The following is a 14,809-nucleotide window of genomic DNA, read 5'->3' as shown; positions in this document are numbered from 1 at the left end:
CCATCCTCCGTGCCATAATATTCAATCTCTCCCCCCTGTATCCGAAACCCAACAATTTCCCCGATCTGTTCCCACCCGGCTACAAAATCCCGTTTTTGTAGCCGGGTGGGTTTTCATGAGTTTAGTATTTATGGTATAATGCTCGCACTTAGCGTGGTTTTTTCACGCTTAGTAAGACATATACCTAAATACTTAACGAGGTATTTCATGAGTTTGGTTTTATGGTATAATGCTCGCACTTAGCGTGGTTTTTTCACGCTTAGTAAGACATATACCTAAATACTTAACGAGGTATTTCACGAGTTTAGTATTTATGGTACAATACTCGTAAAAGGGGATGATTTTTATGGAAGATAAAAGGGAACTGACTAAGGATTTGCTTACGATGTCTTTCAAAGAGCTTGTCATGCAGATGCCATTTGAGAAGATAACGATTAAGATGATCACGGATGGCGCCGGTGTCATCCGCCCGACTTTTTATAAACATTTTCAGGATAAGTATGAAGTGATTGAATGGATCCTGAAGAAGGATATTGCAGATAAGATTCAGGTACTGACAGATAATAATATGGAGGAAGATATCTTCCGCCTCCTGTGCAGCTGTCTGGAAAAAGACCGGGAATTCTACAAGAGGCTGTATCTGATAGAAGGGCCAAATTCCTTTGAAGCTTTACTGAGCCGCTACATTTTTGATATGTTTCTATCGCTGCTAAATAAATACCCGCTTAAGTCCCCTGACAAGGTTGCAATCCTGTCAAAGGACTCGATGGCGAGATTCTATACGTTCGGTCTGGCCGATTCGCTGAAATACTGGATTACCCATGATATTCCCTATTCTTCGGATCAGCTTTACGAGGCATATTCTTATATCATCCGCAATTCCATTCTGGATCTGATAGAATTTCCGGGCAGCAGAATCTGATGCGGGATAACTTTAAAACTGCAGGCCATGTCTCACTCTATAGGTGAATTCATGGGCACAGTTTTTGAATCTGCCCCTGTACGCCCTTCCCATAATATTTTTTTCCAAAGTATCAAGAAAAACACTCATGTGGATTTCTGCACGTTTGTCCGTGTCCTCCATAAAGTATTCCTCCGCAGCTTTATGGTCACTTACGTCCAGTCTCAGATTCCCGATCTCCTGATCCGTGGCCAGACAGGCTGCTGCCCTGATCAGAACAGGTTCACAGATATTGTCTAAATAAAGCTCCTGGTAATCGGTGCAGCGGTATTCCAACAGATCCGTAACCGCTTTTCTTTTGAAGTATTTTAAAAAATGCTGTTCATATTCGATTTCCTCAAGATAATCCATGATCAAATCGATGCCCCTTTTGCCGGGGGCTATTCCAAGTGCCGGATAATCCAGTGACAGGATATGATTCTGCGGCTCAAAACGCACATCATATTTTGTAAAAAACATGGGCATTCCTTCTATGATTGTTTCCCTGTAATTCCGGCAGCCATAATCCTCGAAATCAGAAGTAATCCTATGATAAACTTCTTTTGCCCTCATGACCTTGTCCATCGTGAACCTGTACCCCTGCTCGTAGGCAGTCATACAGTCCACTGGGGCACCTCCCAGCAGATCCTTATTCTCATCCCCGCACTCCTGTATACAGTAAAGAATGGCCTCCATTAGCTGCTGGGCTGTCTCGTATGAAACAGAAGCACTGTCCTTTGACGTGTACTTATCTGACAGTTTTGCCATAACAGGTAATATTTCTTCTATCTTATAAACCATGACATTCCCTCCCTGACATGTTGTCTGTATTCATCCTTTTTATTCCCAGAACAATTCTTTTAGAACCTGCTGATATAGTTCACTGTCCCACCGCCGGGCTTCGTCAAATTCGGAGTACTCTCCCCTTCCGCCGCTGGCGGTATATCCTTTGTGGCCTTTTCGTACAGCTTCTGCGTATACCTCCAGACAGGTGTCTTCCAGATAGTCAAGACTGCCGAAGCAGACCGTCTCATACTGCTCCTTCATAAAAGTGAGCACCTCATCATCTGTCATGCGGTCTAAGGTGGCATTCTTAAACTTGTAAAAAATATCCTGCAGCCTTTCCAGGCTCTCCAGATAATTCTGCTGATTGATATACTGTGAATCACAGAATGTATAAATCAGCTTTTCCAGCATCCCGGTCCCCCACTCAAAGCGCCGGAACTGCTTCAGGCTGTCATTCCGGTATGTGACCAGTTCATTTATCTCTTCTTCCTTAAGCAATAAGCCAAACCGCTCGGTCTTTTGATTCATACCCGAAATGACTGCCAGTTCCTCCTTCCTTCGTGCTGACTGCATAAGTTCAAAAACATGACTATCCATAACAAATACCCCTTTCAATGAATCTGCAGGTTTCCTGTAAACAGTGATATTCATTATATGTCCGTCCCCTATTCTTTACAAGACTTGAAAAAAAGTGCATTTTGTGGTATTATAATGTTAAGAAAAGAGGCAGGAAATGAAATTCCCGCCTCTTTTTATACCTATTTTATATTTCCTGCCACTTTTGGATTAAGCCTCTTCTACACCTTCAATAATATTTCTAATCAGGTCCTGTGCCCTCTCTACATCTCTTTCATCGGCAAATATATCCTCGCCATAGATTGAATTTCCTGTATAGATGTCCATGATACCGCCGCTGCCGATTCCCTGTCTGAATGCAGTGATCCCGTTCTGGCTTAGAATATCCAGAATCATCTCCGCTTCAATCTTGTCTCTGGCCGTGCATACTTTTGTTACTTTCATGCCTTCCATAATGGCACCTCCTTTGGCTGAATCACCATACAGCTGTGCTGGTTACCCGCAAAGCCTGGAATAATAAATGTCGTTTATCTTTAATTTTATTGTGCACGTTTTATTTAAAGATGTCAAGCAGAATAAATGTTACTGTTCACAGGCAAGCCTGTAAACAGTAACGAATAAATGCAGCGTTATGATAAAAAAATATCATTTTATAAGTGGCTGGCATTTCGGGCAGTAGTATACAGATCCGCCAAGATATGCTTCTTTTGTGATCTCTCCGCCGCACATTGGGCATCCTTTTGTAAGGCTGTTCTTCGACATTTTTGTCTGATACCCGCAGTTTTCCCCGTAGATATCTTTCTCTGTGTCGCGCCCGCCGGCTTTCAGCATTTCTTCGAAAACAGTTACGATACTTTCTTTCAATTTTATGATATCATCCTGACTTAATGTATTCAGTTTTCTTTTCGGATGTATTCCTGCCTCAAATAAGATATCCTGAACCACACCGTTTCCGATTCCGGGGAAACGCTGTTCTGTGGCCAGAAATGCTTTTGCACTCAGGTTCGGCTTACTCTCAGCCAGTATTCTGTCATAGTATGCTGAAAATTCTTCGGATAAAGGCGAAACTGCATGCAGGCTCTTTTCATAATATTCATTATCGTAATCCCCATGATGCAGTATAATTCCGCCATACATCGCCACAGTAAAGGAAAGTGCCGTCTGATCATCAAAGATAATCAAAAGCTGGTACGTTTTCGGCAGCTTCGTACTGTCTGTAAATCTGACATTGACTCCGTCATTCACGGCCAGCCGTTCCCCATTGTCGAATAAAATCTCCACAAAGATACCGAAACCAGATACAGACTCTATTCTTCTGTCTTTGATCCGCTCTTCATACAGATTGGGGTCTCCATTAAACCAGCAAAACTTATGAGGCTTATTCGGGGGCAGAACTGCCGTTACTTTTTTTCCTGCCACTTCCTTTTCCAACTGTGCCGCCCTTGCCATTACTTCCGGAAATTCCAGCATACCTGTTTCCTCCCTGATCCTTTTTATTACTTGTCCCTTTATTTCTTCACAACCGGTATCCAAACTTCATAAATCGCATTCTGTGGGTCAGGATTCAGATACACTTCAATATCCGGGGCATTGCCATACTCATATCCTGATCCCGGGAGCCACTCTGTCACAATTCGTTTTTCCAGTTCCTGAATGGAAAGGTTAGTCCCTTTCCCTTCGAAAATAGCCCAGTCAGCTTTTGGAACTATAAATTCCTCCAGCTCTCCGTCTGTTTCTGCGTCAGTTGCCACCGAAATGTAATATCTCCAGCTCTGGCCTTCACCGCAGGCACTTACGCCCAGAATCCCTTTAGGCTCTGCGTCCATCATGGACGCCAGCTTCTCGATTAAACCTTCGGCGGCTGCTCTTCCCCACAAAGCCGGCACTGCCTCAAAGTTCTTTTCTAATTCCTTCTCAAGAGGGCATGATATCCCCACAATACGAAACGCTTCTTTCTTTTCAATTCTGTAATTCATCTCACTGTCTCCTTTTATTGTTATTCGGAAGCTGACAGGAGGAAATGCTTTCAATCTGGCGCCTGACTCTTTCGCCTCGGAAGGCGCTATGCCATGTACACTTTTGAAAGCCCGTGTAAATGCTGTCGGAGATTCGTATCCATATTTCAGTGCTACATCAACTACCTTTTCCCCTCCGCTCTGTAAATCAACCGCTGCAAGGGTCATACGCCTGCGGCGCACATATTCTGATAGTGGAACCCCGGCCATATATGCAAACATTCTCTGAAAATGGTAAGTACTGCAGCAGGCGATCCTGGCCGCTTCCTCGATTTCAAACTTATCACATAAATGCTCCTCTATATAGCCCATTGCACGGTTTAATCGTTCTATCCAATCCATGTTTTGCCTCCTGATATCAATATAATATATTCGTCCAGACTCTTCCTCTTATTCCCTGCCGGAAAAAGAGAGTCAAAGAATTTCCTGTAGAATAGGAAACTGGAATTTTCCTGAGAGTAAGGAAACAGGGGCATTATCTGCCCCTATGTTTCTCTTTCTTTTTCTGCTGTTTCAGATCAAACTGACGCTGCTTCTCAGCCTCTTTTTGTTCGCGGCTTCTTTCTTTCCTGCCAGTTTTCATCTGCTCCTGCTGTAACTTTAACGCCTGCTGGGATTTCGTCCCGATACCGGTGGTATCCGTCTGCCTGTGGGCCTCACGCATCGCCCTCTTCGGATTCTTCTTCTCAGCTTTTACAGCAGCTGCCACAGCCGGACTGAATCGAAACCGGTAGTAATTTTCCATCAGGAAGCCATTCACTTCATAATCCTTCGGTTCCGCACCGAATGTCACCTTACTTACAGTGAGCATTCCATCCGTCACCTGCTCGACCACGCCTACCCAGAAAGGCTCCTCGAAAAATACTGTCAGTGTTACCGATATCTTGTCCATGACAATTCCTCCTTTGCTTGTTATGAACCGTGAAACTGTCCATTAGACATTTCCCCGTGTCCAGCAAAAGAACGGACGACCAGGAGGAGGGTTACTGATACCCTAAAGGGTACGCCTGGACTACCAACCAGACCGTGTTTTTATCTCTGCTGTATTCATATTATCTTTTTATGAAGTGGGTGTCAAGCTTGAACCTGTTTACTATGCATACTATTCAATCACATATCCCGCGCCTGAAAGCATCTCCACTGCGCGGGAGAAATTCTCTGCTTTTGTGAGAACATAGTCTGTATTATATGTCGATAACGCAAAGATACTGATTCCATTTTCGGCAAGCAGAGAGGATATCTTTGAAAGAATCCCGATCAGTGAAAAATCCAGAGACCCCTGTATCCGGAAGGCTCTCCAGCCATCATCACGTGCAGTAGTATTCCCGGGCACATCCTCTGTTGCACAGACCAGAGACAGTTCTTCATCTGTCTTACCTATAAAGCAGAAGTCTGCCTCTAAATGAACCATTGATAAATCTTCCACTTTGCATACTGAAAACTCTTGTTTTAATATATTTAAATTCATTCTATATCCCCTATTCTTTCTCCGGCGGCTCTTCCCAGAACAACTCATCCAGTGTCTTCCCCAGTGTATGGCAGATAGACAGACAAAGCCTGATTGTCGGGTTGTAATCACCCTTTTCGATTGCATTGATCGTCTGTCTGGTTACACCTACCTCATCCGCAAGCTGCTGCTGAGACATATCAAAGGCTGCACGGGCTGATTTTAACTTCAGATTCTTCATAATGACTCCACGTCCTTCTCCCGCCTGTCCTTAAATGTTTTTACCGCTATTACAGCTAATATAAGGATATTAAGAACTCCTGCATAGAAAAAAACAATATCATATGGATATGTATTTTTAGGATCCAGTATTGCAGGAATCCCCCAGTAGAAATCCAGTATAAGTAAGAAAATATTAGAAACCGTCAGAGACTTCCCTGTTGAGTCGCGATTAAAAAAGGCGTCTTTCCAAATGCACAATATGATTGCAACTGCAAGAGATACAAAAATCCCTAGAAGAATCCCCGCTGCTCCCCTGTATTTACCTGTAAGATCTTCAATGACGCTATTGAACAGAAGATATAAAATGAGTATAGCGTATGCGTACTTAAAAGATTCTCCACGGATAAGTTTCTGGCGCTCATCAAATTCATTTGGTTCCGCATTTTTCCCATTTTTTATTCTAACAATCGCAATAATTATTAAAAAAATAGTTAACACACTCAAAAAGGCCAGTATACACATATAATAACTTCTTTGACTCATCATATTCCCTCCCGTCTGAATCAAACCGATTTCATAAATGTAATTACCTTGTTTCCCATACAGAAGTATTTTCTTCTACTTTTACTATATTCCATACATTACATTTTGTCAATTATATTTTACATTTTGTAAGGTGGTTTTCATTTCATAGGACGTACTTTCCTCGTATGAAATAAAAAACCTTCCTCCGCATGTTTATCCTGCAGAAGAAGGTTTTTTTCATATTCTTTATGAATATCTTCCCTTATATGCACTTTTTGCAGCCCCGGTATATTTTTTTACAAAGGCAGTCTTTTTATCTGTATAGGCATCCCTGTTGTGTTCGTAAATCTTCCACAATTCGAGTTTTAGTTCTTCATATTCTTTAGCAATTTCTTGATGTTCCTTCAAATAATCCCGAAAATATAATTCATCGTTATCTCCAAAATATCTTAAGTGAAGATGGTATACCTTATCTGCAAAACCATTTTCGGTATATCCCTTGTTAAAAGACAGCCGTTTATCCGTTCTGGACATACAGCGATAACCGATAGACGCCAGTATACTGCTGATATTCTGCCAGTCACTGTCCTCTTCTGTCTCAACTATAATGTCCACGATGGGTTTTGCCCAGATTGTTTCAATGGCTGTACTGCCGGCATGGCTAATCCGCCTGACCTGCGGTTCTGGCAGCCTTTCTATAAGCAGAGCCTGTTCTTCTTCATACCAGCTTCTCCATACGTGCTTATGCTCTGTCAGGTAAATCGGAAAAAGCTGCCAAAGTTCTTCCAGACTCATTTCTTCCAGCTTCTTCATATGTATCCCTCCGGCCGTGTGTTTATTATGACTCTGCTAATTCCTCAAGTATAAGCAGTACAATATCTTTAGAAATAATTGATGCTTTTTCACAATTCTTTCTGAAATTTCCAACACCTGCATGCGAAGCCGTATCCGTAATCGTCCGCACGGCAATGAACGGAATTTGATTTACGAAACAAACATGGGCGATACTTGCCGTCTCCATGTCCACTGACAACGGTGCAAACTTTTCATTGATCTCATCGCGGTTATCATCTGTAATAAAACATTCCCCTGTCACACTTTTTCCAAATAACAGCCGGTTTGAAGCTTTATCCTCAACTCTTTTTGCAGCATTGAGGAATCTCTCATCCGATTCAATGTAAACAGAAGGAAAATACGGATGAAAACCAGTCAAAATGTTTTCTGCTACATCATGATATGCCGACGCAGTGGAAATTACCGTATCAAACAACTCTACAGTTTCATCCATGCCGCCAGCGGTCCCTGCGTTGATCATTCCATTTACGTGATATAAATCAGCCATTACCTGTGCGGCAATCGCAGCGTTTACCTTACAGTTCCCACAGTTTGTAAGCACCGCCGGTATCCCCCTGACCGTACCCTCATAAAATTTCAGCATTGCCTTTTCCGTAACCTGCAGATTCTCCACGTGCTGCAAAATCGGCGCAAGCTCTGCTTCCTCCGCACATATAATTCCCATTTTCCATTCCATCATTTTTTTCTCCTTTGCTTTTCCATTGCGGCCTTAGTCACACCTACTGTCTGAGACTTGTGTCCTTTGCTCATAGACCAGATCTGTTATGCCATTATAATTCTTTGTCTGAACCAGTTTTAGCGGAATCCTGCCTGTTTCATTTTCAAAAAGACGGATGCCTTTCCCTAATATAACAGGTATCACAGATAAATAATACTGGTCGATCAGATTCTCTGCGACAAGTGGCGCAACAGTCTGTGTCCCTCCGCAGATCCAGATATCTTTTCCCGAAGCCTTCTTTAATCTCTTTACAAGGCCACACACATCTTCGCCTGTAAATATGATTTCTTCTTCATCAGGCAGCTCCCGGTGTGTCAGGACATAACTTTGCAGACCACTGTACATCCAACTGCCGGGCGAAAGCTCCGTCACAATCTGGTGATAAGTATTCCAGCCCATAACTACAGTATCAATATCCTGAATGAACGTATCATAGCTCTCCATGTCATTCCTGTCAGGCTCCTCTCCGGCCAGCCAGTCTACATTTCCATACTGGTCAGCGATATAACCGTCAAGACTCATTGCTATAAATAAAACCACTTTTTTCATCGGTATCCTCCATTTTTATGATACCACTATAGTCTATCAAATTCCGTTTATTTATACTACCCTCAAAGTTCAAACTACTTCTTCCACTTAATTTCTAGTTACAGTTCTTTCTCTCTTTTAGATACCAGAACAACGATCTGACACCAAACCATGCACCCAGTAGTATAAGCAAAAGAAACAGCAGTCCGCCAAACCCTCTCATCGCAGCAAAAGGCGTCTCAAACAAAAACGCTCTCCAGAAATGCATCCCTTTCATATTCCATAGCCCCGGTGTATAATATAACTCCTTAAGATGCCATAACTTCGTAAAATCAAATGCACCTGATGTATGGAGAACGACTGCCATCGGGATATACATAACAGACAAATGCAGCCACATATAGGAAATCCTTTTATAACGCTTTGCCTTTGATATACTGTCTGAAAAAATCTCATCAGAAGCAAAAGGGGCCGCCTGCTCAAAATACTGCAATCCATTCGTCCTTGTTCCGCCTATATGTCTCCAGCCGCAGTCCTCAAACAGCGATAAATAATCTTCGAAATCCTCCTGTTTTTTAAAAACACGATAATCCACCCTGACCTTTGGCACCGTGTCCTTACCCTCTGTCTTTACAAACTCATGCCGGCCCGTGGAAACTTTGACATCAGCCAGACGATATCCCTTCCGGCGGTAAGACTCCAGCCATTCTTCAATACTGTCGATACGATTGATAAAAAATCTGTGTTTAATCATGAGGACTCCCTTCTGCCTGCAGTCCGCAGGACTCAGCTATACGAATCAAGTCGCGCAGCCTGGCTGTTTCCAGATTTAGAACCTCTTTCCCGAGTATAGTGATCTGATATACTTTTCTGCGCTTATCATTACTGGGAACGGATTCGATCCATTTCTGTTTGAGTAAATTCTCTATCGCCCCGTACATTGTTCCGGCCGCAATACGGACCTTTCCGCCGCTAAGCTCCTCCACCTTCTGCATGACATAATATCCATGACCGGGCTTAAGCAGAGCCAGCAAAGTAAAATATGTGGTCTCGGTCAGTGGTAAATACTGGCTTAAATTCATAATCGCCCTCCTTTTATACAGTTTAACTATATAGTTTGATTATATACAGTTAAACTGTATAAATCAAGTATAAACTTAAATATACTCATATTTTGTTCAACCAATCGTGAAAAGTCCTCTGATGTTATATTACTTTTTACGAAAAAGAACAGCGCCAAATATTTCAGCGCTGTCCTTAACTATTTATTTTCTTACTTTACCTGCCAGTCATATTTATGAAATATTTCTCCGGTATTATTTCTGTACGATATTGACAATACGTCCCGGAACATAGATTTCTTTCACAATATTGCCTGTCAGCTTATCAGCCACGGCTTCTTTACCTGCCGCGATTGCTGTGTCTTTATCTGCGTCTGCGGCGATCGTGATGACAGCCCTCGTCTTACCGTTGATCTGTACGGCAACCTCAATCTCGTCATCTTTCATCAGAGACTCATCATAGGTCGGCCATTCAGCCTTGAATATTGTTTCTGTGTGGCCTAACTGCTCCCACATTTCCTCGGCAAAATGAGGTGCAAACGGTGCCAGAAGTACTGCGATTGTCTCCAGAGACTCCTTGTCGATACCGCCTTCCTTTTTCGCGATCTCGATGAATTTATTGTTATACTCCATAAATCCTGAGATTACAGTGTTCAGGCTAAAGCTTTCCAGACGTGTTGTGATGTCATAAGCCAGTCTGTTGCGCTGTTTGATCATTTCCTTTGTTGCCTTGATCTCTTTTTCTTTACTGTCCATAAGCAGATTCCAGAGACGTTTCAGGAAACGGTTCACACCGTCAATTCCGCGGTCATCCCACTCTGCATCCAGCTCCGGCGGCCCTACGAAGAGTTCATACATTCTCAGGGAATCACATCCGTAATCTCTCACGAGATCATCCGGTGATACAACATTTCCTTTGGACTTACTCATCTTGATACCGTTCTTTCCGGTGATCATTCCCTGGTTGAACAGTTTGTGGAATGGCTCGTCGAAGTCTACGACTCCGATATCACACAGGAACTTTGTATAGAAACGGGAGTACAGAAGGTGCAGTACCGCATGCTCTACTCCACCGATGTACATATCTACCGGAAGCATCTCGTCTGCCTTTTCTCTGGAAACCAGTTCTTTATCATTATGGCTGTCCACATAGCGCAGGAAATACCATGAAGATCCCGCCCACTGCGGCATGGTGTTTGTCTCTCGTTTGGCCGGTTTTCCGCAGACAGGGCATTTGCAGTTCACCCATTCCTCGATTCCTGCCAGTGGTGACTCTCCTGTTCCTGTCGGCTCGTAGGATTCTACTTCCGGCAGGCGGAGAGGAAGTTCTTCCTCTGGTACAGGCACTGCGCCGCAATCCGGGCAGTGGACGATCGGGATCGGCTCTCCCCAGTAACGCTGGCGTGAGAATACCCAGTCACGGAGTTTGAAGTTCACTGTTGCATGTCCGATGCCCTGTTTCTCAATGATATGCGGGGCCTCTTTCTTCAGGACTGCTGATTCCATGCCATTCCAGTCACCGGAATTAATCATCGTTCCAGCCGCTTCTGTATAGGCTTCTGTCATGTTTTCGATCTCTTTGCCGTCCTTCGCGATAACCTGAATGATCGGAATATCGAACTTTTTGGCAAATTCGAAGTCACGGTCATCGTGTGCAGGCACGCACATGATAGCTCCTGTCCCATAGTCTGCAAGGACATAATCAGAAAGCCAGATTGGCGTCTTCGCGCCGTTTAACGGGTTGATCGCATAGCTTCCCGTAAATACACCCGTTTTTTCTTTATCCTGCAGACGGTCTACATTTGATTTCATAGAAGCATCGTAGATATATTTTTCCACAGCCTCTTTCGTCTCCGGTGTTGCAAGTTCTGCTGCCAGTTTATGTTCCGGTGCAAGTACCATAAATGTTGCACCGTACAGTGTGTCCGGTCTTGTTGTATAGACGGTGATCTTTTCGTCACTGCCGTCAACCGGGAAATCTACCTCTGCACCGTATGATTTTCCGATCCAGTCAGACTGCATCTTTTTTACCTTTTCCGGCCAGTCCAGCTTATCAAGGTCATTGAGCAGACGGTCCGCATACTTCGTGATTCTCAGCATCCACTGGCGGAGGTTCTTCTTTGTTACTTCTGTCCCGCAGCGCTCACATTTTCCATTCACGACTTCCTCGTTTGCCAGACCTGTCTTACAGGACGGACACCAGTTAATCGGAAATTCTTTCTCATATGCAAGACCTTCCTTGAACATTTTTACAAAAATCCACTGTGTCCATTTATAGAAATCCGGGTCTGTTGTGTTGACTTCCATATCCCAGTCATACAGCGCAGCGATCTCATTGATCTGACGTTTGATGTTCTTTACATTCTCTGCCGTGGAAATTGCCGGGTGAACTCCCATCTTAATCGCATAGTTCTCTGCCGGGAGTCCAAATGCATCCCATCCCATCGGATGAACGATGTAATATCCCTGAAGCAGTTTATAGCGGCTCCATACGTCAGAGATAACATATCCCCTCCAGTGTCCTACGTGAAGTCCGTTGCCTGATGGATATGGGAACATATCCAGACAGTAATACTTCTGCTTTTTGCTGCCGTCATCGTTAACCTTGGGATTAACCGGGTTCTCAGCCCATTTTTCGCGCCATTTCTTCTCAATGGCTTTGTGATTGTACACAATCTTAGACATTTCTTAATTCCTCCTGTGTTCCGTGTTTCTTCCTAATTGAACTACTGATTATAGTGTTATTTTTTACCCACCTAAAAAGCCTTTTCCTCTCAATTAAGAGACGAAAAGGCTTCAATTTCCGTGGTACCACTCTCATTCACCTGATAAAGACCAGATGCACTCATTGCTTCTGTAACGGGAAGACCCGCTTTTATCTACTTCTATTTCAATAAAAGAACTCCGAGGCGAGTTGGGAGATTACGCTTCTGCCTCGCACCAGCCGGCAGATCTCTGAAAACGTCAGGCTCTTAATACTCCTCATCAGCGTTTCTGCAATATTCTTACTTATTATAAGAAGAATGTTAAAATAAGTCAAGTGGTTTTCCACATGATTTCTTTTTTATTCCCCTAATTTCCGGCATTAATTTAAGAATATTCTGAAAACGACGGGCAAAAGGGTCTGACCCCTTTGAACTTTACCCCAGTGCCACATCTAATATCATCATCAGTGTGAATCCAACTGCGACGCCGATTGTGCTGATGTTCGTATGTGGTTCTGCCTGTGCCTCGGGTATTAATTCCTCCACCACCACATATATCATGGCTCCGGCAGCAAATGCCAGAAGGTATGGCAGTATCGGAACTACAAGACTTGTGAGCAGTATTGTAATGACTGCGGCGATCGGCTCTACGATTCCGGAAAGGGTTCCATACAGGAATGCCTTGGATTTTGATGCGCCTTCGCTTCGAAGCGGCATGGATATGATAGCACCCTCCGGGAAGTTCTGGATCGCGATACCGATTGACAGTGCAAACGCCCCCGCTATGGATATCATGGTGTTGCCTGTGGCTACGCCGGCAAATGTGACACCGACCGCCATTCCCTCCGGGATATTATGCAGTGTTACTGCAAGCACGAGCATTGTGGACTTTTTAAAGTTGGATTTGATGCCTTCTTCATCACCCGTCAGGTGCATATGCGGTGTTACAGTATCCAGCAGCAGCAAAAACCCCATACCCAGCAAAAATCCTGCCGCAGCCGGTATCCATGCAATCGAACCATTCTCCTCTGCCATGTCGATAGCCGGTATTAAGAGTGACCACACGGATGCCGCCACCATAACGCCTGAGGCGAAGCCAAGCAGTGCCTTCTGCAGTTTTTCATTCATTTCCTTGCGCATGAAAAATACCATTGCTGAGCCGAGTGTGGTACCTGCGAAAGGAATAAGTATACCTATTATCATGTTCTGATTCACGTTCTTTCCCCCTGTTCATCATGTAGTTTCATACTTATGAGCCTATCTTATGCATGAAAGAACGAATTTGTCAAGAACAAAGAATATGTAGTCGTAATCTTTGCTTAATGCTGCATTAAGACAGTTCAGCCAATTCTTTCCCTGCCGCCTCACACTCTGCGAGTGCGCTGCCGTCCGGCGTCTCGTTTGCTATGATCCCTTCTTCTCTTACCAGTACCGCACCTGCTGCCTTCATACGTTCTGCCCAGCTGCGCATCCACTCGCCGTCTCCCCAGCCGTAGGAACCGAAAAGTAGAATTTTCTTCCCTGAAACAAGAGGCTCCAGTTCTATTACAAACGGTTCCATCTCACTTTCTTCCAGTTCCTCCGCCCCCATAGATGGGCAGCCGAGTGCAAATGCATCTTCCTCAGAAAGAGCCGCCGCATCTGCCGCATCCACTTCTAGAAGGACCGCATTCTTCCCGGCCGACTCAACTCCCTTTGCAACTGCCCGGGCCATTGCCTCCGTATTTCCTGTTCCACTCCAATAAACGATTGATACACTCATTTTATGATACCTCCTATTTCCGAGCAATCTCTTTGATGCTCCTGCCTGTTAAAAATTCATTGACTGCACAGGTTTTCGCCTGGTCATATTCATTGAAAATCATTTTCGCCTCCCGGGGATTACTGTATACTTTCCAGTAACCGGTGAGCAGTGCTCCTTTCCCTGCATTCTCGATAAATCCCTCTACATCTTTCACCGGGTATCCAAGGAAAATCCCGATTTCATGTGGGAAACCTATTCCTCTTTCTGCAAACATGCAGGCACGCCCAGCCAGCCTCACAAGCATTTCTTCCAGTTCCATGTCCTCATAGCCGTATTGACGGAGAAAACTTCTGACACCGATACGGTTCATATATTCTCCCAACTCCTCCCTGCGGTAAAACAGCACGAGGCACCTTCCCTCCGATTCCAGCAGTTTCCTGTAAATAATCCCCGTATCTTTGAAAATATGATACAGTTCGCAATATGCTGCTGACTCCATCGTGATGCCGCATGATACCTTGAGTCCTTTCAGAAAAGGCGCGCACTTGAGCACGATTTGAAAACGTAGTTTCAGTCTGGCATCCTCGTGTTTTAAAAAGTAAGATAGTACTTCTGCCGGCATAATAATCCCCTTCCATAAATGATTATGATTCTCAATTAGTTAGATCTTACCACATCCTGCAGGCA

Annotated in this window: 19 protein-coding genes and 1 other annotated feature; of the genes, 1 reads left to right on the top strand and 18 read right to left on the bottom strand. The window is 44.0% G+C overall.

Annotation, left to right across the window (positions count from 1 at the left end):
• The first annotated feature begins 346 nt into the window (after positions 1-346).
• Complete coding sequence (locus ABIN22_RS08785; protein ID WP_118621686.1) at positions 347-922, top strand: TetR/AcrR family transcriptional regulator C-terminal domain-containing protein; 576 nt, start codon at positions 347-349, stop codon at positions 920-922.
• A gap of 12 nt (positions 923-934) precedes the next feature.
• On the opposite strand, the gene ABIN22_RS08780 is transcribed toward ABIN22_RS08785, so the two are convergent.
• The 18 genes from ABIN22_RS08780 to ABIN22_RS08695 all read right to left on the bottom strand — a co-directional run bounded on the left by ABIN22_RS08780 (position 935) and on the right by ABIN22_RS08695 (position 14,744).
• Positions 935-1,741 carry a DUF6179 domain-containing protein gene (locus tag ABIN22_RS08780; protein ID WP_346908003.1) on the bottom strand — a complete coding sequence of 269 codons (807 nt, stop codon included), beginning with the start codon at positions 1,739-1,741 and terminating at the stop codon, positions 935-937.
• 39 nt (positions 1,742-1,780) lie between these two features.
• Positions 1,781-2,299 carry a DUF6323 family protein gene (locus tag ABIN22_RS08775; protein WP_346908001.1) on the bottom strand — a complete coding sequence of 173 codons (519 nt, stop codon included), beginning with the start codon at positions 2,297-2,299 and terminating at the stop codon, positions 1,781-1,783.
• 213 nt (positions 2,300-2,512) lie between these two features.
• Positions 2,513-2,755: a putative signal transducing protein gene (locus ABIN22_RS08770; protein ID WP_109733065.1), complete on the bottom strand. Its 243-nt coding sequence runs from the start codon at positions 2,753-2,755 to the stop codon at positions 2,513-2,515.
• A 192-nt stretch (positions 2,756-2,947) separates the two neighbouring features.
• A complete protein-coding gene (locus ABIN22_RS08765; protein WP_346907999.1) occupies positions 2,948-3,772 on the bottom strand; it encodes an endonuclease VIII in 825 nt (274 codons plus the stop codon).
• Between the two features lie 38 nt (positions 3,773-3,810).
• Positions 3,811-4,659, bottom strand: a complete 849-nt coding sequence (locus ABIN22_RS08760; RefSeq protein ID WP_109733846.1) for an AraC family transcriptional regulator — start codon at positions 4,657-4,659, stop codon at positions 3,811-3,813.
• Positions 4,660-4,792: 133 nt separating this feature from the next.
• Positions 4,793-5,209, bottom strand: coding sequence for a YjdF family protein (locus ABIN22_RS08755; RefSeq protein WP_346907996.1), 417 nt, complete (start codon positions 5,207-5,209; stop codon positions 4,793-4,795).
• A gap of 210 nt (positions 5,210-5,419) precedes the next feature.
• Positions 5,420-5,785 carry an ACT domain-containing protein gene (locus tag ABIN22_RS08750; RefSeq protein ID WP_346907994.1) on the bottom strand — a complete coding sequence of 122 codons (366 nt, stop codon included), beginning with the start codon at positions 5,783-5,785 and terminating at the stop codon, positions 5,420-5,422.
• A 10-nt stretch (positions 5,786-5,795) separates the two neighbouring features.
• Positions 5,796-6,005, bottom strand: a complete 210-nt coding sequence (locus ABIN22_RS08745; RefSeq protein ID WP_346907992.1) for a helix-turn-helix transcriptional regulator — start codon at positions 6,003-6,005, stop codon at positions 5,796-5,798.
• Complete coding sequence (locus ABIN22_RS08740; RefSeq protein ID WP_147356322.1) at positions 6,002-6,532, bottom strand: hypothetical protein; 531 nt, start codon at positions 6,530-6,532, stop codon at positions 6,002-6,004. Before ABIN22_RS08740 ends, ABIN22_RS08745 begins: the two co-directional genes overlap by 4 nt.
• Positions 6,533-6,757: 225 nt before the next feature.
• On the bottom strand, positions 6,758-7,324 hold the full coding sequence (locus ABIN22_RS08735; protein WP_346907989.1) for a GrpB family protein: 567 nt from the start codon (positions 7,322-7,324) through the stop codon (positions 6,758-6,760).
• Positions 7,325-7,349: 25 nt separating this feature from the next.
• Positions 7,350-8,045, bottom strand: coding sequence for a 5'-methylthioadenosine/S-adenosylhomocysteine nucleosidase (gene mtnN, locus ABIN22_RS08730; RefSeq protein WP_346907987.1), 696 nt, complete (start codon positions 8,043-8,045; stop codon positions 7,350-7,352).
• A 30-nt stretch (positions 8,046-8,075) separates the two neighbouring features.
• Entirely contained in the window at positions 8,076-8,633 is a 558-nt protein-coding gene (locus ABIN22_RS08725) for a dihydrofolate reductase family protein (protein ID WP_346907985.1), read from the bottom strand.
• Positions 8,634-8,727: 94 nt separating this feature from the next.
• Entirely contained in the window at positions 8,728-9,366 is a 639-nt protein-coding gene (locus tag ABIN22_RS08720) for a DUF2812 domain-containing protein (RefSeq protein ID WP_346907983.1), read from the bottom strand.
• A complete protein-coding gene (locus ABIN22_RS08715; RefSeq protein ID WP_118621698.1) occupies positions 9,359-9,694 on the bottom strand; it encodes a PadR family transcriptional regulator in 336 nt (111 codons plus the stop codon). The genes ABIN22_RS08720 and ABIN22_RS08715 overlap by 8 nt, the downstream gene beginning before the upstream one ends.
• Before the next feature lie 234 nt (positions 9,695-9,928).
• A complete protein-coding gene (gene leuS, locus ABIN22_RS08710; RefSeq protein ID WP_346907981.1) occupies positions 9,929-12,358 on the bottom strand; it encodes a leucine--tRNA ligase in 2,430 nt (809 codons plus the stop codon).
• A 93-nt stretch (positions 12,359-12,451) separates the two neighbouring features.
• Positions 12,452-12,671, bottom strand: a binding site (T-box leader).
• A 142-nt stretch (positions 12,672-12,813) separates the two neighbouring features.
• The gene (locus ABIN22_RS08705; protein WP_347559313.1) at positions 12,814-13,581 is read right to left on the bottom strand and encodes a ZIP family metal transporter; all 768 of its coding nucleotides are present in this window, start codon (positions 13,579-13,581) and stop codon (positions 12,814-12,816) included.
• Positions 13,582-13,708: 127 nt separating this feature from the next.
• Entirely contained in the window at positions 13,709-14,140 is a 432-nt protein-coding gene (locus ABIN22_RS08700) for a flavodoxin (RefSeq protein WP_118621701.1), read from the bottom strand.
• A gap of 13 nt (positions 14,141-14,153) precedes the next feature.
• Positions 14,154-14,744: a DUF3793 family protein gene (locus ABIN22_RS08695; protein WP_109733833.1), complete on the bottom strand. Its 591-nt coding sequence runs from the start codon at positions 14,742-14,744 to the stop codon at positions 14,154-14,156.
• Positions 14,745-14,809 lie beyond the last annotated feature (65 nt).

The organism is Faecalicatena orotica (assembly GCF_905197545.1).
Classification (GTDB): Bacteria; Bacillota; Clostridia; order Lachnospirales; family Lachnospiraceae; genus Faecalicatena_A; species Faecalicatena_A orotica.
Note: the sequence above shows the minus strand (reverse complement) of the source record. Positions and strands in the feature narration are given on the sequence as shown.